General features: G+C 71.1%; 20 protein-coding genes. 7 read left to right on the forward strand and 13 right to left on the reverse strand.

Features of this window, described 5'->3' with window-relative positions; all coding sequences use genetic code 11:
- Positions 1-95 precede the first annotated feature (95 nt).
- The gene (locus tag ACOZ90_RS08770) at positions 96-896 is read right to left on the reverse strand and encodes a glycine zipper 2TM domain-containing protein (RefSeq protein WP_422893279.1); all 801 of its coding nucleotides are present in this window, start codon (positions 894-896) and stop codon (positions 96-98) included.
- Between the two features lie 178 nt (positions 897-1074).
- Here ACOZ90_RS08770 and ACOZ90_RS08775 point away from each other — a divergent pair, with 178 nt between their 5' ends.
- The gene (locus tag ACOZ90_RS08775) at positions 1075-1326 is read left to right on the forward strand and encodes a DUF6116 family protein (RefSeq protein ID WP_422893436.1); all 252 of its coding nucleotides are present in this window, start codon (positions 1075-1077) and stop codon (positions 1324-1326) included.
- A 13-nt stretch (positions 1327-1339) separates the two neighbouring features.
- Positions 1340-2119: a TatD family hydrolase gene (locus ACOZ90_RS08780; protein WP_422893280.1), complete on the forward strand. Its 780-nt coding sequence runs from the start codon at positions 1340-1342 to the stop codon at positions 2117-2119.
- 19 nt (positions 2120-2138) lie between these two features.
- Here ACOZ90_RS08780 and ACOZ90_RS08785 read toward each other — a convergent pair whose 3' ends face one another.
- Complete coding sequence (locus ACOZ90_RS08785; RefSeq protein ID WP_422893281.1) at positions 2139-2921, reverse strand: tRNA threonylcarbamoyladenosine dehydratase; 783 nt, start codon at positions 2919-2921, stop codon at positions 2139-2141.
- Positions 2922-3016: 95 nt separating this feature from the next.
- Between ACOZ90_RS08785 and ACOZ90_RS08790 the strand changes: the two genes are divergently transcribed.
- On the forward strand, positions 3017-3469 hold the full coding sequence (locus ACOZ90_RS08790; RefSeq protein WP_422893282.1) for a hypothetical protein: 453 nt from the start codon (positions 3017-3019) through the stop codon (positions 3467-3469).
- A 129-nt stretch (positions 3470-3598) separates the two neighbouring features.
- Positions 3599-4072, forward strand: coding sequence for a peptidoglycan-associated outer membrane lipoprotein precursor (locus ACOZ90_RS08795; RefSeq protein ID WP_422893283.1), 474 nt, complete (start codon positions 3599-3601; stop codon positions 4070-4072).
- 82 nt (positions 4073-4154) lie between these two features.
- Here the strand turns inward: ACOZ90_RS08795 and ACOZ90_RS08800 are convergent, their stop codons facing one another.
- Positions 4155-4373, reverse strand: a complete 219-nt coding sequence (locus ACOZ90_RS08800; RefSeq protein WP_422893284.1) for a cold-shock protein — start codon at positions 4371-4373, stop codon at positions 4155-4157.
- Between the two features lie 81 nt (positions 4374-4454).
- Between ACOZ90_RS08800 and ACOZ90_RS08805 the strand changes: the two genes are divergently transcribed.
- On the forward strand, positions 4455-4958 hold the full coding sequence (locus ACOZ90_RS08805) for a DUF456 domain-containing protein (protein ID WP_422893285.1): 504 nt from the start codon (positions 4455-4457) through the stop codon (positions 4956-4958).
- A gap of 29 nt (positions 4959-4987) precedes the next feature.
- The gene (locus tag ACOZ90_RS08810) at positions 4988-6133 is read left to right on the forward strand and encodes a phospholipase A (RefSeq protein ID WP_422893286.1); all 1146 of its coding nucleotides are present in this window, start codon (positions 4988-4990) and stop codon (positions 6131-6133) included.
- 117 nt (positions 6134-6250) lie between these two features.
- On the opposite strand, the gene ACOZ90_RS08815 is transcribed toward ACOZ90_RS08810, so the two are convergent.
- The 8 genes from ACOZ90_RS08815 to ACOZ90_RS08850 all read right to left on the reverse strand — a co-directional run bounded on the left by ACOZ90_RS08815 (position 6251) and on the right by ACOZ90_RS08850 (position 13722).
- Entirely contained in the window at positions 6251-6457 is a 207-nt protein-coding gene (locus tag ACOZ90_RS08815) for a cold-shock protein (RefSeq protein ID WP_422893287.1), read from the reverse strand.
- A gap of 95 nt (positions 6458-6552) precedes the next feature.
- Positions 6553-7308 carry an S-methyl-5'-thioinosine phosphorylase gene (locus tag ACOZ90_RS08820; RefSeq protein WP_422893288.1) on the reverse strand — a complete coding sequence of 252 codons (756 nt, stop codon included), beginning with the start codon at positions 7306-7308 and terminating at the stop codon, positions 6553-6555.
- Positions 7309-7312: 4 nt separating this feature from the next.
- Positions 7313-7870: a hypoxanthine-guanine phosphoribosyltransferase gene (locus ACOZ90_RS08825; RefSeq protein ID WP_422893289.1), complete on the reverse strand. Its 558-nt coding sequence runs from the start codon at positions 7868-7870 to the stop codon at positions 7313-7315.
- Positions 7867-8874: a beta-N-acetylhexosaminidase gene (nagZ, locus tag ACOZ90_RS08830; RefSeq protein WP_422893290.1), complete on the reverse strand. Its 1008-nt coding sequence runs from the start codon at positions 8872-8874 to the stop codon at positions 7867-7869. Before nagZ ends, ACOZ90_RS08825 begins: the two co-directional genes overlap by 4 nt.
- Before the next feature lie 55 nt (positions 8875-8929).
- Entirely contained in the window at positions 8930-9445 is a 516-nt protein-coding gene (locus tag ACOZ90_RS08835) for a CYTH domain-containing protein (RefSeq protein ID WP_422893291.1), read from the reverse strand.
- Between the two features lie 10 nt (positions 9446-9455).
- On the reverse strand, positions 9456-10775 hold the full coding sequence (gene rlmD / locus ACOZ90_RS08840; protein WP_422893292.1) for a 23S rRNA (uracil(1939)-C(5))-methyltransferase RlmD: 1320 nt from the start codon (positions 10773-10775) through the stop codon (positions 9456-9458).
- Positions 10776-11053: 278 nt separating this feature from the next.
- Positions 11054-11656: a DUF1318 domain-containing protein gene (locus ACOZ90_RS08845; RefSeq protein ID WP_422893293.1), complete on the reverse strand. Its 603-nt coding sequence runs from the start codon at positions 11654-11656 to the stop codon at positions 11054-11056.
- 44 nt (positions 11657-11700) lie between these two features.
- Positions 11701-13722, reverse strand: a complete 2022-nt coding sequence (locus tag ACOZ90_RS08850; RefSeq protein WP_422893294.1) for a translocation/assembly module TamB domain-containing protein — start codon at positions 13720-13722, stop codon at positions 11701-11703.
- A 36-nt stretch (positions 13723-13758) separates the two neighbouring features.
- On the opposite strand from ACOZ90_RS08850, the gene ACOZ90_RS08855 reads away from it, so the two are divergent.
- Positions 13759-14478, forward strand: a complete 720-nt coding sequence (locus ACOZ90_RS08855; RefSeq protein ID WP_422893295.1) for a response regulator — start codon at positions 13759-13761, stop codon at positions 14476-14478.
- A gap of 13 nt (positions 14479-14491) precedes the next feature.
- Here ACOZ90_RS08855 and recO read toward each other — a convergent pair whose 3' ends face one another.
- Together recO and era are read right to left on the reverse strand one after the other, a co-directional pair.
- Positions 14492-15217, reverse strand: a complete 726-nt coding sequence (gene recO, locus ACOZ90_RS08860; RefSeq protein ID WP_422893296.1) for a DNA repair protein RecO — start codon at positions 15215-15217, stop codon at positions 14492-14494.
- Positions 15218-16147 carry a GTPase Era gene (gene era / locus ACOZ90_RS08865; RefSeq protein WP_422893297.1) on the reverse strand — a complete coding sequence of 310 codons (930 nt, stop codon included), beginning with the start codon at positions 16145-16147 and terminating at the stop codon, positions 15218-15220.
- Between the last annotated feature and the right edge of the window lie 7 nt (positions 16148-16154).

Consider the following 16154-nt stretch of genomic DNA (forward strand, 5'->3'; position numbering starts at 1 on the left):
CGCCATTGTATCGACCCGCGGCAAAGAAAACGGGGCCGGATCGCTCCGGCCCCGTCGGGTTCAAGCCTGCTGCCGCCCAGCGCGGCCGGTCGGCCTTACTGGTAGGCCGGCCCACCTTCCATGGAAGCCGTCTGCAGCACCACCTGGCCATCAAGCACCGGCAGGCGCTGGCCCGGACGCTGCTCCATGCGCACGGTGCGCTCGTCGCCCTCGTAGCTGTAGGTCACGTCCCAGGCCACCGGCACCTGCTCGGTACCCAGCTTGATGCGCTCGCCCGGCTCGCTGCCGGTGCGCATGCTGCCGGTGGTACCGTCCGGATTGCGGTAGGTGACGTTGTAGGCCACCACGCGGGTGCTCTGCGAGGTGTCCTGGACGGTGCGGCACTCGCGCTCGGTCACCGTCTGGACGTTGTTGGCCTGCTGGCGACCCTGGATCGCGCGGCCGGCGAAGGCGCCGCCCACCGCGCCGCCCACCGTGGCCAGCTTGCGGCCGTCGCCGCCGCCGATCTGGTTGCCCAGGGCGCCGCCGACCACCGCGCCGATGGTGGTACCGGCGATGCGGTTCGGGTCTCGGGTTGGGGCCTGGTACTGCACCGCCACGTCCTGGCAGACCTGGCGCGGCGTGCTCGAGGTGGTGGTCTCGCTCAGCGGCTCAACGCCCAGCACCTGCGCGTACAGATCCTGCGACTCGGTGATCTCGTGCACGTCCAGCACATCCGCGTACTCAAGGCGGCCCGAAGCCGGGATCGCATCCGGATCCACCGCGATGTCCGCGGCAACGTCCGGATCGTGCGAGGCCAGGGCCCCTTCGTCGCGGGAGTTGTTCTGGAACGCGGCCACGGCGACGCCGCCGACCAGCAGGGAAGCCAATGCAATGGCAAGGGTGTTGTTCTTCATCTCGCGCTCCTTTGGAGTTGCGGCAGGCCCCGCGCCTGCCTTTTGCTCGCAGCCCGATGACAACATTCCCAGCCTGAACAAAGGGCGGCTGCGGCGCGCGAAAATGACGGGGGAATGAACGCGCCCGGCCGGACTGCGTGATAGCGTGACCTCCATCGCCAACCGTCCGGACATTCCCATGCGCTATCTCCTGATGGGGCCGCTGCTGACCTGGCTCGGGCGGCTCAGCTATCCACGCCTTTTCATGGTCACCGCGGGGCTGTTCGTATTGACCCTGGTGGTTCCGGATCCGATCCCGTTCGTCGACGAGCTGCTGCTGGGCCTGGGCACGCTGCTGCTCGCCGGCCGCAAGCGCGACGGCGCGCCGCCGCCCGCGGCTGGCGATCGCGACCGCGACCCGATCGACGGCCAGGCCCGGCGCGAGCGCTGAGGACGCGGGCGGGATGGTGTCGCTGGTCGACAGCCACTGCCACCTGGACGCGGACGGATTCGATCCCGATCGCGAGGCGGTGGTCGCTCGGGCGCGCGATGCCGGCGTAGAGGCCCAGGTGGTTCCTGCCACCCACGCAGCCGCGTGGCCGAAGCTGCGCGATGTCTGCGCGGCCGGGGCCGGGCTGCATCCGGCCTACGGCCTGCACCCGACCTTCCTGGAGCACCACCAGCCCCGGCACCTGCGCGAGCTGGGCGACTGGATCGGGCGGGAGCGGCCGGTGGCGGTGGGCGAATGCGGGCTGGACTACTGGGTCGAGGGACTGGATCGCGACCTCCAGCAGGAGTTCTTCGATGGCCAGCTGCGGCTTGCCGCCGAACACGACCTGCCGGTGATCGTGCACGCACGGCGCGCGGTGGACGCGGTGATCGCCTCCATCCGCCGCGTGGGCAGGCTGAGAGGCGTGGTGCACAGTTTTTCCGGCAGCCCGCAGCAGGCCGGGCAGCTGTGGGAACTGGGCTTCATGATCGGCATCGGCGGCCCGGTGACCTACGAGCGCGCGCGCCGGCTGCGGCGGCTGGTGGCCGACATGCCGCTGGAGCACCTGCTGCTGGAAACCGACGCGCCCGACCAGCCGGACGCCGACAACCGCGGCGGCCGCAACGAGCCCGCGCTGCTGGTGCGCGTGCTGGACGCCATCGCCGGACTGCGCGGCCAGGATCGCGAAGAGATCGCCGCCGCCACCACCGCCAACGCCCGCCGCCTCTTCAACCTCCCCGCCCCCACGGCGTAGGAGCGCGCCATGCGCGCTCCTACCGGAGCAGCAGCTCCAGCGCCTTGCCGGCGGCGACGAACGCGAACGTGCCGGTGATGTGGGTGGCCGCGCCCAGGCCGGCGCCGCAGTCGAGCTTGAGGGCGGCGTCGGGGTCGAGCTTCGGGCGCAGGCCGCAGACGCTGCCGTCGGCCTGCGGGTAGCGCACGTTCTCCAGCGAATACACCGCCGGCACGCTGAAATAGCGCTTCGGCCCACGCGGGAAGTTGAAGTCCGCGCGCAGCTTCTTGCGCACCAGCGCCAGCATCGCGTCGTGCTCGGTGCGCGACAGGTCGCGCACGCGCACCAGGCTCGGGTCGACGCGGCCGCCGGCCGAACCCACGGTGACCACCGGCTGCTTGCGCCGCCGGCACCACGCGATCGCCTCGACCTTGGTGCGGAAGCTGTCGCAGGCGTCGAGCACCAGGTCGAAGCCGGGGCCGAGCAGGTCGTCGAGGTTGCCGGGGGTCAGGAATCTGGCGACTGGATCCACGGCAACCTTGGGATTGATCGCCAGGCAGCGCTCGGCCATCGCCTCGGCCTTGCCGCGGCCATACTGCCCCTGCAGCGCCGGCAGCTGGCGGTTGGTATTGGACAGGCACAGGTCGTCGGCGTCGATGAGGGTCAGCCGCCCCACCCCGCTGCGCACCAGCGCCTCCACCACCCACGAGCCCACGCCGCCCAGCCCGACCACGCACACGTGGGCCCGGGACAGGCGCTCCAGCGCGCCCGCTCCGTACAGGCGGTCAATGCCGCCGAAGCGGTCGATCCAGTCACGATCCATGCGCGCATTCTAAGCGCCGGCCGGCGGCCCGGCCCCGGCGGTGCGCCATACTATGCGGCCAGCCCAACACCACACCCAACACCGGAGCCGTCCACATGTCGAACCTGCCCGAGCCCAAGCCGCCAAGCCAGCAACCCTCCGCGGCGGCCCGCTACCTGTTCGTACTCCTGCTCGGGCTCGCGCTGGGCGTGTTCGCCACGGTGATGGTGGTGCGGGCGCTGCAGGCGCGGGCCGACCATTTCCCTTCCAGCGTGATGCACGTCAAGCAGTGGCACATGGGCCAGCTGCTCCAGCGCGCCGAGGAGAACCGCTGCAACGCCACCGACGTGCTGCCGCACCTGCGGGCGCTGCGCACCATGGCCGAAGACCTGGAGCCCGCGTTCCCGCACCTGCGCGACGACCGCCGCTATGCCCAGGCGGCATCGGGCATGCGCGCGGCGCTGGACGACGCGCTGGCATCACCGCCGATCAACTGCGCCGGGCTGGGCACCACCAACAAGCGCCTGCGCGACTCCTGCCGCGCCTGCCACCAGGATTTCCGCAGCTGAGCCCGGGCGGACATCCAGCGGGCTGAACAGCGGCTGGCGCGTGCTGCCGTCCGGGCGGCGTGATTGGCGTGCCGTTCACCCTCGCATTCCTATCGTCGATCCCATCGCGGACACGAAAGGAGACAGGCCATGAACATCCGACAGATCGGCGGCGCCGCCCTGGTATCGGCATCCCTCGCCCTCGCAGGCTGCGCCACCGCGCCGGCGGGCGGCTACGGCCCGGGCTACGGCGCATCGGGCGGCTACGCCGCCAACTGCTATGACTGCGGCACCGTCACCCGCATCGACCGCACGGCCGCGGAAAACTCGCCCAACGTGATCGGCCCGGTGCTGGGCGGCGTGGTCGGCGCGGTCGCGGGCAAGGAACTGGCCCGCCGAAACACCGACAGCGACGGCCGCCGCAACGTGGCGACGGCCGGTGGCGCGGTCGCCGGCGCCATCGCCGGCAACGCCATCCAGAACCGCACCCAGGGCGGTTACGTCTACCACGTGCACGTGCGCATGGACGACGGCCGCAGCACGGTCGTCACCCAGAACGACATCTCCGGCCTGCGCGAAGGCTCCTACGTACGGATCCAGGACGGGCGCGCCTGGGCGCAATAAGCCGCCCGGCCACACCAACGCGAAAACCCGGCCACATGGCCGGGTTTTTTCATGTCCGGAGAAAAGCGGAACCGGACGCCGGTCAGTCGGCGGCTTCGACCGCGTCCGCCTGGAGGCCCTTCTGCCCCTGGACGACCACGAAGCTCACCTTCTGGCCTTCCTGCAGGGACTTGAACCCCGGCATCTGGATTGCGCGAAAGTGCACGAACACATCCTCGCCGCTTTCACGGCTGATGAATCCGAAACCCTTCGCATCGTTGAACCACTTCACCGTACCAACTTCACGTTCTGCCATGCTCACGCACTCCAGGGGCTTGCCGATCGGGTCTGCCGGTGGTCCGGCGCAAAAAAACTACCCCGACGCATGGGAAAATGCAATTCAATGGATCCCGCCCCGCTCTGGTATGCCCTCGCCCTGATCCTGGCCCTGGTCGGCCTGGCCGGCGTCCTGCTGCCGGCGCTGCCGGGGGTGCCGCTGGTGTTCGCCGGCATGCTGCTGGCCGCCTGGGCCGGGGATTTCCAGCACATCGGTGCCGTCACGCTGGTGGTGCTTGCCATCCTCACGCTGATCTCGCTGGTGGTCGACTTCTGGGCCAGCGCCGCCGGCGCCAAGCGGGTGGGCGCAAGCGGCAAGGCGCTGGCCGGGGCGGTGCTGGGCACCTTCGTGGGCATGTTCTTCGGCCTGGCGGGCGTGTTCGCCGGCCCGTTCCTGGGAGCGGTTGCCGGCGAGCTGCTGCACCTGCGCAGCCTCGGCCCGCGCGGGATGGGACAGGCGGCCAGGGTGGGCGCCGGCACCTGGGTGGGGATCGTGCTGGCGGTGGGGCTGAAGCTGATGCTGGTGTTTGCGATGATCGGCATCTTCGCGCTCGCCTGGCTGCTGCCATGAGCGCGCCATCTGTCGCCGGGATCGCTTTGATGAACCACACCGCCATCGCCTGCATCGCCACCGGGCTTGCCCTGTCCGCCGGGGGCCTGCACGCACAGGAGGCGCCGCCCACGCTGGAGGCGTGCGCCGCCATCCAGACCGACGCCACGAGGCTGGCCTGCTATGACGCCGTGGCCGGCCGCGGGACGCCGGATCCGGCGCAGGCCGATGCGGCCGCCGAAGCGGCGCGGGCCTCACTGCAGGAGGAAGCAGCCGCCGATACCAACGCCACCCGCCGCGAGCGCGCGCGCCAGAGCATCCAGGGCCTGTTCGCCTTCGACAGCAGCGACCCGCGCGCGGACGCGCTGGCCAACGTCGGCCAGGGGTCGCTGCTGGACTCGCGCTGGGAACTGGCCGCCGACTCCAAGCTGGGGCTGTTCAACATCCGCGCCTACAAGCCGGTCTACCTGCTACCCGTGGTCTGGACGAGCAAGACCAATCCGCTGCCAACCTCGCCCAACCCGCGCAACACGGAGACCGATCCGCAGCAGCTGGACAGCGTGGAGGCGAAGTTCCAGGTCAGCTTCAAGACCAAGGCGCTGGAGAACATCTTCGGCAACAACGGCGACCTGTGGCTGGGCTATACCCAGAGCTCGCGCTGGCAGGTCTTCAACGGCGACCAGTCGCGGCCGTTCCGCGAAACCAACTACGAGCCCGAAGCGCTGCTGGTGTTCCGCAACGGCTACGGGCTGCCGGGCGGCTGGCGTGGCCGGATGGCCGCCGTGGGCATCAACCACCAGTCCAACGGACGCAGCGATCCGCTTTCGCGCAGCTGGAACCGGCTGATGTTCAACTTCGGCTTCGACAACGACTCCTGGGCGCTGGTGGCGCGGCCGTGGGTGCGCATCTCCGACGGCAGCGACGACGACAACCCGGACATCGAGGACTACATGGGCCGCGGCGACATCACCCTGATGCACGTGCGCGACGGCCACCGCTATGCGCTGATGGCCCGGCACTCGCTGCGCGGCGGCGACCGCGCGCACGGCGCGCTGCAGTTCGACTGGGGCTTCCCGATCCACCGCGCCTTCCGCGGCCACCTGCAGATCTTCAGCGGCTACGGCGAGAGCCTGATCGACTACAACCACCGGGCCACCTACATCGGACTGGGCATCTCGCTGCAGGACTGGTTCTAGCCGCCGGGCACCGCGCACTCCTGCAACAAGAAGAGCCGCCATCACAGTTGGGGTGAGCCGCCACAAAAAAACCCCGCACAAGTGCGGGGTTCAAGAATCAGGAAATTGCAGGGGCCATCAGGCCACCGGCGAAACCCCGGACGCCTGGGCGCCCTTCGGGCCCTGCGTGACTTCATAACTGACGCGCTGGCCTTCCTGCAGGCTGCGGAAGCCCTCCGAAGCAATCGCGCTGTAATGGACGAACACGTCCGAACTGCCGTCTTCCGGTGCGATGAACCCGAATCCCTTCGCGTCGTTGAACCACTTCACTGTGCCGTATTGCATGAACTTCCACCTCGTCTGGATACGAATGCGCGTGCGCGTTTCCGCTGCACACGCCCGCCGAGTATGCAAAGCAACGTTGCCAACTTGCAACGTTTTTATTGCTGCAGTATTTCCCGCAGGATTTCCGGCAGCGCGGCGGAAGCCAGTTCCACGTTGTCCAGCACTTCCTGCAGCGTGATTTCGGCATCCGACCCGCCGCAGCCCGCCGCCCAGTTGGCCACGATCGCAACGCACGCATAGTCCAGCCCAAGCTCGCGCGCCAGCCCCGCCTCGGGCATGCCCGTCATCCCGACCAGGTCGCAGCCGTCGCGGCGCATCCGCGCGATCTCGGCCTTCGTCTCCAGCCGCGGCCCCTGGGTGGCGCCGTAGCAGCCGCCATCCACCAGCGCCACGCCCCCAGCGCGCGCCGCAGCCAGCACCCGCGCGCGCAGCGCCGGCGTGTACGGATCGCCGAAGTCCACGTGCAGCACCTCGCTGCCCGGCTCCTCGCACAGCGTCGAGATCCGGCCCCAGGTGTAGTCGATGATCTGGTCCGGACACGCCAGCACCCGCGGCCCGAACGCATCGGTGATGCCGCCCACCGTGTTGAGCGCCAGCACCTGCCGGGCGCCCAGCCCGTGCAGCGCCTCCAGGTTGGCCCGGTAGTTGATCCGGTGCGGCGGCACCGAATGCTCCTCCCCGTGGCGGGCGAGGAACGCCACCCGGCGTCCTTCCAGCGTGCCGATCCTCACCGGCCCGGACGGCTCGCCGTAGCGCGTGGCCGGCCGCTCCGCACGCACGTCCTCCAGCCCGGCAAGCCGGTACAGGCCGGTGCCGCCGATCACCGCAAGGTCCATCGATGAACCGCCCACCCGGCTACGCCCCGAGCGCGTAGATCGCCGGCAGGTTGCGGCCCTGCCCGTAGTAGTCCATGCCGTAGCCGAAGACGTAGCGATCCGGCACCTCGACCCCGCAGTAGTCGGCCTCCACGCCGTCGATGCGGCGCTCGTGGACCTTCTCCGCCAGCACCGCGATGCGCACGTCGGCCGCGTTCTGGTCTTCGCACCAGCGCTGCACCGCGAACAGGGTGTGGCCCTCGTCGAGGATGTCGTCGACCAGGATCACGTTGCGCCCGCGCATCGGCGTGGCCGGGCGGTGCAGCCAGGCCAGCCGCGAGCCCGAGGTGGTGCCGTCGTAGCGGGTGGCGTGCAGGTAGTCGAACTCCACGTCCATGCCACGCTCGCCCAGCGCGAACGACAGCTGCGCGGCGAAATGCAGGCCGCCGTTCATCACCGTCAGGAACAGCGGTGGCTGCCCGTCATCCTCGTAGTCGGCCACGATCTCGTCGGCCATGTCCTCGATCACGTCTTCCAGCGCGTCGCGGTCGTGAACCAGCTCCGCATCGCGCAGCGCATCTTCCAGGCGCGGTGTCATGCCATTCCCCTTCCGGGCGACGTCAGCGCCCCTTGTACATCGTGATAGCGCGGATCGGCGATCAGCGCATCCCAGCCCAGTCCGCCGCGGCCGATGAGGCCGGCCAGGGCCATGGTGTTGAGCGGCCGGCCTTCCACCGCCGCGAGCGATTCGGGCACCAGCTCCGGGTGGCACACCAGCACCACGTCGCAGCCGGCGTCCAGGTGCGCATCCACCCGCGCCTTGATCCCGCCCACGCCGTGCGCGGCGGCCATGCCGATGTCGTCGGAGAACACCACCCCGCGAAAGCCCATCTGCGTACGCAGGATGTCGTTGATCCAGCGCGGCGAATAGCCCGCCGGCTCCGGCGCCACCTGCGGATACACCACGTGCGCCAGCATCACCGCGTCCGCCCCGGCCTCGATGCCGGCGACGAAGGGCACCAGGTCGGCCGCGCGGATGTCCTCCAGCGTCCGGTCGTCGATCGCGTGGTCGAAGTGGGTGTCCTCGCGCACCGAGCCGTGCCCGGGGAAGTGCTTGAGCGTGGCGCCCATGCCGGCCGCGTGCATGCCTTCCACGTAGGCGCGGGTGAGTTCGGCCACCACGTCCGGACGCTCGTGGAACGCGCGGTCGCCGATGGCCAGGTTGCCGCGGCCCAGATCCACCACCGGCGCGAAGCTCAGGTCGATACCGGTGGCAAGGATCTCGCTGGCCATCAGCCAGGCATGCTCGCGCGCGCCCTCGATCGCCGCCCGCTGGTCTTCGGCATACAGGCGTCCGAACGCCTCCAGCGCCGGCAGCGCGCTGTAGCCCTCGCGGAAGCGCTGCACCCGGCCGCCCTCCTGGTCAACGCACACCAGCTGCGGGCGCGGCGCGGCCTCGCGGATCGCCGCGGCCAGGTCGGACACCTGCGCGCGCGAGGCGAAATTGCGGGTGAACAGGATCACGCCCGCGCAGGCGTCGTGCTGCAGCCAGTCGCGCTCGGCCACGGTGAGTTCGGTGCCGGCAACGCCGATCACGAGCATGCGATTTTCTCCATCGATGCCGCCAGCGGCACCGTCGCGGCCATTGTGGCAGATGTCATGTGGACGCAAGCCCCCGTCGCTCGGCCTCGCTCCACTCCCGGAACGGGCGCGCCGACAGGGCGATGTTGTAGTAGCGCTGCAGTTCCGTCACTTCGGGCCCCAGCCACGCTGGCCGCTGGAACTCCTCCTCCAACTCCGACAGCTCCACCTCCGCCACCACCAGCCCGGCGTTGTCACCCTCGAACTCGTCCACCTCCCACAGGTGCGCGCCGTGGCGGACGTAGTGGCGCCGCTTCTCCACCCGGCCGCCGGTGCACAGCGCCAGCAGCGCGCGCGCATCCTCCACCGGCAGCGGGTACTCGAACTCCTGGCGGCTGCGCCCCGGCTCGCAGGACTTGATGTTCAGCGCCGCCCGCGGCCCTTCCAGCCGCACCCGCACGCTGGCCAGGTCGCCGCCGGCCAGGCCGTCGACCTGGTTCAGGTAGCCCTGCGCCATCGCCTCCGACCGCTCCGCCGCCGCCCGCCAGCCGTCGCCGCTGACCAGGAACTTCCGTTCGATCTCGATCGCCATCGCGTCCTCCTCAGCCCGGCTCGAACAGCGCGATCGATTCCACGTGCGCCGTATGCGGGAACATGTCCATCACCCCGGCGCTGCGCAGCTTCCAGCCGCGCTCGTTGACCAGGTACTCCGCATCGCGCGCCAGCGACGCCGGGTTGCAGCTCACGTAGACGATCCTCCGGAACTGCTCCAGCGGCAGCTGCCGCAGCACCTCCAGGGCACCCGAGCGCGGCGGATCCAGCAGCAGCTTGTCGAACCCCTGCCCCATCCACGGCGCCTGGCGCTGGTCCAGGGTGAGGTCGGCCGCGTGGAACTGCGCGTTGTCCAGACCGTTGTGCAGCGCATTCTCCCGCGCCCGCGCCACCAGCCCCGCATCGCCCTCCACGCCCACCACCTCGCGCACCGTGCGCGCCAGCGGCAGGGTGAAGTTGCCCAGCCCGCAGAACAGATCCAGCACCCGATCCTCCGCGCCCGCCTCCAGCAGCTCCAGCGCGCGCGCAATCATTTTTTCGTTCAGCCCCGCATTGACCTGGATGAAGTCCATCGGCTGGAACCCCAGCTCCACGTCCCAGGGCGCCAGCCGCAGCGCCAGCCGCGGCGGCTCCACCGGCCACAGCGGATGCACCGTATCCAGCCCGCCCGGCTGCAGGAACACCGCGAACCCGTGCTCGCGCGCAAACCCCGCCAGCGCCTCCCGGTCGCCCGCTTCCAGCGGTTCCAGATGCCGGACGACCAGCGCCACCGCGTCATCGCCGGCAATGAACTCGATCTGCGGAATCACCGCCCGCGCCTGCAGCCCGTCCACCAGCTGCGCCAGCGCACCGATCCGCCCGCCAATCGCCGGGATCACCGTATGGCACTCGGAAAGATCCGCCACGAAGCGCGGATCCGGCTCCCGGAAGCCCACCAGCGTCTTCCCCTTCTTGGCCACCCAGCGCACCGACAGCCGCCCCTTGCGCCGGTAGCCCCACGCCGAATCCACCAGCGGCGGCAGCACCGACTCCGGCTCCAGCCCGCCGGCATCGCGCAGCAGCCCCAGCAGCGTCGCCTGCTTCGCCCCGATCTGCTTTTCCACATCCAGGTGCTGCAGTACGCACCCGCCACAGCCCCCGAAATGCGGACACCGCGGCTCGACCCGATCCGGTGAAGCCCGCAGCACCTGGAGCGTCACCGCCTGATCGAAATCCCGCGACCGACGCGTCCGCTTCGCCAGCACCCGCTCGCCGGCCAGCGCGCCCCAGACAAATACCGACTTTCCACTCTCCAACAGACCGGCTCCGCGGCCGTCATGGGCAAGGTCTGCAATCTCGATTTCAAAAGGTGTCTGGTCTAAACGCGCCACAGATTCGGTTACCGGGAAGGGAGGTGACCAATTGTCTCATCGGGGCCGCCCCCAGGCGGAGTGAGCCAGCCCGGGCCGGCGTCCATCCGGAGCCCGGGAGCCCACGAGCCCGCACCTCTCCGGAGCCGAGCCCCGCCGTGGCCGGCAGGCCTTTGCGCGCAAGTAAAGGAGGAGGCCGCAGCGCAGCGCAGGCCGGGGGACATGGAGCGCAAAGGCCTCCCGGCCGCGGCGGGGCCCGTCCGATCGCGACAAACCCCGATCAGCGCCGGAACGGCGGGTTACTTCTGGCGCCAGCTGCCGGAAGAATCCTGGTACCACCATCCGGACTTCGAACGCTCGATCCACTGCCGCGCAAACACCTCCGCGATCCGCGCCTCCCACTGCGGATTCCCGTTCGCCACCGCGATCTCCCGGTACACCGCCCGCGCGTCCCGGTTCTGTTCCGCAACCGCCTGGTTCACCGACACCCGCGCCGACAGCGGGATCGCCCCCGCATCGCGCACCTGCACCGATCCGTCGCGCCCCCATCCCAGCGCGCCCGAATCGAAGTGCGCCGAAAGCGACCCGCGGAACCGGTCGCGCATCCGCGCCCGGATCCCGTCGATCGCCGGCGTGCTGACGGTGATGTCCGGACTCTGCGCATGCGCCGTCCCGATCCCCAGCAGCGCCCAGCCGTTGAACCGCGCCGGCGCCACCGCCATCCCGCCCGGCTCGAACAGGTCATCCGCCTGCGCATCCGCATCCGCCGGACGCCCGATCACATCGTCAACGAACTCCCGCGCCGCCTCGCGCGCCTCCACCGCCGGGAAATGCACGTTGATCGTCACGCACGCCGTCAGCAGCACCACTGCAGCAACCATCGTTCCAAACCAGCGTCCCATCATCCGTCTCCGTTGTGATCCGTACGCGGCCCATCGCCGCCGACTCAATCCACCACCGGTGCCACATCACCGCCAATCGCCCCGACGATCCGCTCCACCAGCGTCTCCCAGTCCACGTTGCGGTTGTGGCCGATCACCCGCAGGTGCGGGATCCCGGCGCCTTCCACGATAGTAAAGGCGTTGCCCGCTGAACGCAGGCCGCCCATCCGGCACACCCCGTTCTCCAGCCGGCAGCTGATCCCCATCCGCGAATAGCCGAAGTCGTCGAAGAAGCCGATCAGCTGCCCCTGCAGCCCGCCCACGTACATCCCCTCGCCCACGCTGGAGATGTTCTGCACCGCCCGCTGGCTGATCCGCTGGCGCACGCCCGCGCGCCGCACCGTGCCCAGCTCGGCGTCGAAGGAGGACAGCTTCCAGCCCACCAGCCGCAGCCCGTCGATGCTGCCCGACAGCCGCCCGCTGATGTCGCCGAATCCGAACACGCCGGTGATCGCATACAGATCCAGCTCGTGCAGCGCGATGTCCGCCGACAGCGTGGGCAGCACCCCGAACGGCCGATCCATCGACAGCGCGCCCACGTCGACCCGGCCGTCGAACACCTGCACCGACAGCCCGCCGTCGAATTCCAGCCGCTCGTCCTCGTAGCGCGCCGCCGGAATCCGGCCGCTCAGCGTGCCGCCGAACGCCGGCCAGCCGAACGCCTGCGCCAGCTGCTCCACCTGGATGTCCTCCACCGCCAGGCCCAGGCCCAGGCGCAGACCCTGCCCGTCCGCGGGCAGCCGCATCGCCATCTGGTCGAACAGCAGCCGGCCGCCCAGCATCCCGACCTCCACCGCCTCGCGCAGGCGCAGCTCGCCGGCGCTGCTGCGCAGCGGCAGCCGCGCCGCACCGAAACGCAGCTCGCTTATCGCCCCGCCCCGCCACGTGAGCGCGCTGTCCGCCGGCTGCGCCGAGGCGAGCAGCACTTCCCCGTCCAGGCCGTCAAACGCAAAGCGCCCCCCCTGTCCCTGCAGATCCAGTTCGCGCAGCCGCAGCCGGCCCTCGCGCAGCGACCCGTCGCGCACCGCGATGCGCCCGTCCAGCCCGCCGCGGATATCCAGCCCGCCCAGGCCCGCCAGCGCCAGCCAGCCGGACAGGTAGCGCGCCGGCAGCAGCGAGGCGTCGTCGCTCACCACTTCCAGCTCCAGATCGCCCAGCGTGGCCCCGGCGGTCAGCGCCGCCGAGCCGTGCGCCACCAGCGCCGGCCCGTCGTGCCATTCGAATCGCGGCAGGCGCCACGGCGCTTCGGGCCCGTCACGCATCGCGTCCACCCGCACCGCAACCGGCGCGTCCGGCAGGTCGATGAAGGCGTTGCCGAACAGCAGCGCACCGCTGCCGAGCTCACCGTCGACGGCCACCATCGCGGTTCCGCCCGGCTGGCGGAAACCCACCCGCGCCCGCGCCTGCAGCCCTTCACCGGCCGCGCTCGCATCCACGGTCTCGAAGGCCGCCTCCGATACGGCAAGGTCGGCGTCCAGCGCCAGCGGCGCCGAAGCCCGGATACGCACCTCGCCATCCACCCGTCCCGCACCAAGGCGCCCCGACGGCCAGGCCTGCGCCACCAGCGCCTGCGCCCAGGCCAGCGGCACGCGGGTCAGTTCGATGCGGATGTCGTCAGGCGCGGCGGATTGCCGATGCAGGCTGACCTGCGCCTGGCCCCGGCCAAGCCATGCCCCGGTCGCGGCCCCGCCCAGGTCGACCGCCAGCCGCATCGGCGCGGCATCGCCCGAGCGCAGCTCGCCCGCGCAGCTCCAGCCCTCGCCGGGCCCGGCCGGGCGCACCAGCGGGCAGCTCCAGGACAGGTCGGTGAAGTCGTAGCCCAGGTCCGGCGCCCGCGCCCTGGCGGCCTCGATCCGCAGCCGGCCCTGTTCCGCATCGGCCGGCCACTCCAGGCGCACCCGCACCTCGTGCAACACCGCGACCGGACTGTCGATGCGCGCGATGCGGGCTTCGGCAGCGCGGGCTCCGGCCTCGGCCGAAAGTCCGATTCCCGACGCCCCCAGCAACAGTAGTAGGATGAAACGCACGATGGCGCGAGCATACCGAGGGAACGGGAGCAGGCGATGAAGCCGAGGCTGTTGTTGCTGGAGGATGAACCCACGAGCCGGATGTTCCTGGCCGCGGCGCTCACCGAGCTGCCCGTGGAGGTGGATCTGGCCGGCACCGTGGCCCAGGGACGGGAGATGGCGACCAACGGCAGCCACGCGCTGTGGCTGTTCGATGCCAACCTGCCCGACGGCACCGGCAGCGGCCTGCTGGCGGAGCTGCGGGCCGGCGGCCACGCCACCCGCGCGCTTGCCCACACCGCCTCGGCCGGGGAAGACGAGCGCGCGCGCCTGCTGGCGGACGGCTTCGACACCGTGGTGGTCAAGCCACTGCCGGCCACGGCATGGCGCGACGCGGTCAGGGCCGCGCTGGAAACCGGACACGCGCTGCCCGTGGGCGAACCGGCCGCGCAATGCGCCGCGCCCGACGCACCCGTGTGGGACGACGGCGCCGCCGCCGCCGCGCTGGCCGGCAACCTGGAGAACGTGGCCGCCCTGCGCCAGCTGTTCCTGGCCGAACTGCCGGCCGCGCGCGACCGGATCGTGGCCGCGGCCAGCTATGGCGACGAGACCGGCGTACGCGACGCCCTGCACCGGCTGCGCGCCAGCTGCGGGTTCGTGGGGGCGGCGCGGCTGGACGCGGCGGGACGGGCGCTGGGGGATGCGCCCGGATGCGCGGCGCGCCTGCAGGCATTCGTGGACGCCGCCAACGCAACGGCCGGCCAGCCCTCCGGCTAGCAGCAGTTGTTCTTCAGCGGGGAGCGAGGCGGCCGAGTTCGCCCATCAGTTCCCAGGACTTCAGGCCGCGGCCACCGAGCTGGTGGGTGAGCGCTTCGCGCAGGGCGCGGCGCAGGCCCGGCAGATCCTCGGCCTCGGGCAGGGTGTCGGCGGCCAGGGCCAGCAGGCCGCGGCCGGTGGCGTCGCCGGCACGCTCGCCGGGGCGCAGTTCACGCACCCGGCGCGGGCCGTGGTCGGGCTCGATGCGGTAGCGCGCGGCCGGATCCAGCGCCGCGCCGTCGCCGTCCACGCCGAAGTCGAACCCGACCCCCAGCGCGTCCAGCAGGTCGCGCTCGAACCGCCGCAGCGTCCACGCCAGCGGCTCGCCCGCGCGCAGCCGCTCGCGGGCCTGGCCGTAGAGTTCGTACAGGCGCGGGTAGGGATCCTGGCGCGGCACCAGGCGCAGCAGCAGCTCGCCCAGGTAGAAGCCCGCCAGGGTTGCCTCACCGGCCAGCAGCGGCGCGTTGTCGACCTGCTCGGCCGAGTCCAGCCACGCCAGCTCGCCGCGCTGCACGGCCTGCAGGCGGATGTGCTGCAGCGGCTGCAGCGCCGCGCGCAGCGCGTGCCGCTTCGGCCCGGTCACGCCGCGGGCCACCAGGCCGATCCTGCCGTGATGCTCGCTCAGCACTTCCACCAGCAGGCTGGTCTCGCGCCAGCGCCGCGCATGCAGCACGTAGGCGGGCTCGGCGTGGTAGCGCAATCAGCGATCCTCGTAGCCGAACGCCCGCAGCGCCGCCTCGTCGTCCGACCAGCCCTCGCGCACGCGCACCCAGGTCTGGAGGAACACCTTGGAACCGAACAGCCGCTCCATCTGCTCGCGGGCCTTGGTGCCGATCGCGCGCAGGCGCGCGCCGCCCTTGCCGATCACGATCGCCTTCTGGCCCTCACGCTCGACCCAGATCACCGCGCCCACGCGCAGCATCGCCCCGCCCCTGGGCGAAGGCTCCTCGGCCCAGGACTGGATCTCCACCGTGGTCGCATAGGGCAGCTCGGCGCCGAGCTGGCGCATGAGCTGCTCGCGGATCAGCTCGGCGGCCAGGAAGCGCTGGCTGCGGTCGGTAATCTCGTCGTCGCCGTACAGCGGAACCTGTTCGGGCAGCAGCTTGAGCACGTCGTCCACCAGCCCGTCCAGGCCCTTGCGCTTGAGCGCCGACACCGGGTGCACGCTGGCGAACCCGCGGCCCTCGCTGGCCTGGGCCAGGTACGGCAGCAGGCTGGCCTTGTCCTGGATGCGGTCGACCTGGTTGACCACCAGCACCACCGGCACGCCGGCCCCGCGCAGGGCCTCGTAGGCGGCGCTGTCCTCGTCCTCCCAGCGGCCGGCCTGGACGACCAGCAGGGCCACGTCCACGCCCTCCAGGGCGCCGCGCGCGGAGCGGTTCATCCAGCGGTGCATGGCGGTGGCGCTGGCCTTGCCGTGGTCGCGGTGCAGGCCCGGGGTGTCGACCAGCACCAGCTGTCCTTCCGGAAAGCTGGCGATGCCCAGCAGCCGGTGGCGGGTGGTCTGGGGACGGTTGGAGACGATGCTGACCTTGGCACCCACCAGGGCGTTGACCAGGGTCGATTTGCCGACGTTGGGGCGGCCGAGCACGGCGACGTGGCCGGCGCGATGGGGGCTGGGTGCGTTCATCCCGCCA

This window comes from Luteimonas dalianensis, assembly GCF_049339425.1.
GTDB lineage: Bacteria > Pseudomonadota > Gammaproteobacteria > Xanthomonadales > Xanthomonadaceae > Luteimonas > Luteimonas dalianensis.

Excerpts from the sequence above, each read along its gene's own strand:
- ACOZ90_RS08770 (WP_422893279.1), bottom strand. The coding sequence starts at position 896 with ATGAAGAACAACACCCTTGCCATTGCATTGGCTTCCCTGCTGGTCGGC.
- ACOZ90_RS08775 (WP_422893436.1), top strand. The coding sequence starts at position 1,075 with ATGCGCTATCTCCTGATGGGGCCGCTGCTGACCTGGCTCGGGCGGCTC.
- ACOZ90_RS08780 (WP_422893280.1), top strand. The coding sequence starts at position 1,340 with ATGGTGTCGCTGGTCGACAGCCACTGCCACCTGGACGCGGACGGATTC.
- ACOZ90_RS08785 (WP_422893281.1), bottom strand. The coding sequence starts at position 2,921 with ATGGATCGTGACTGGATCGACCGCTTCGGCGGCATTGACCGCCTGTAC.
- ACOZ90_RS08790 (WP_422893282.1), top strand. The coding sequence starts at position 3,017 with ATGTCGAACCTGCCCGAGCCCAAGCCGCCAAGCCAGCAACCCTCCGCG.
- ACOZ90_RS08795 (WP_422893283.1), top strand. The coding sequence starts at position 3,599 with ATGAACATCCGACAGATCGGCGGCGCCGCCCTGGTATCGGCATCCCTC.
- ACOZ90_RS08805 (WP_422893285.1), top strand. The coding sequence starts at position 4,455 with ATGGATCCCGCCCCGCTCTGGTATGCCCTCGCCCTGATCCTGGCCCTG.
- ACOZ90_RS08810 (WP_422893286.1), top strand. The coding sequence starts at position 4,988 with ATGAACCACACCGCCATCGCCTGCATCGCCACCGGGCTTGCCCTGTCC.
- ACOZ90_RS08815 (WP_422893287.1), bottom strand. The coding sequence starts at position 6,457 with ATGCAATACGGCACAGTGAAGTGGTTCAACGACGCGAAGGGATTCGGG.
- ACOZ90_RS08825 (WP_422893289.1), bottom strand. The coding sequence starts at position 7,870 with ATGACACCGCGCCTGGAAGATGCGCTGCGCGATGCGGAGCTGGTTCAC.
- nagZ (WP_422893290.1), bottom strand. The coding sequence starts at position 8,874 with ATGCTCGTGATCGGCGTTGCCGGCACCGAACTCACCGTGGCCGAGCGC.
- ACOZ90_RS08835 (WP_422893291.1), bottom strand. The coding sequence starts at position 9,445 with ATGGCGATCGAGATCGAACGGAAGTTCCTGGTCAGCGGCGACGGCTGG.
- ACOZ90_RS08845 (WP_422893293.1), bottom strand. The coding sequence starts at position 11,656 with ATGGGACGCTGGTTTGGAACGATGGTTGCTGCAGTGGTGCTGCTGACG.
- ACOZ90_RS08855 (WP_422893295.1), top strand. The coding sequence starts at position 13,759 with ATGAAGCCGAGGCTGTTGTTGCTGGAGGATGAACCCACGAGCCGGATG.
- era (WP_422893297.1), bottom strand. The coding sequence starts at position 16,147 with ATGAACGCACCCAGCCCCCATCGCGCCGGCCACGTCGCCGTGCTCGGC.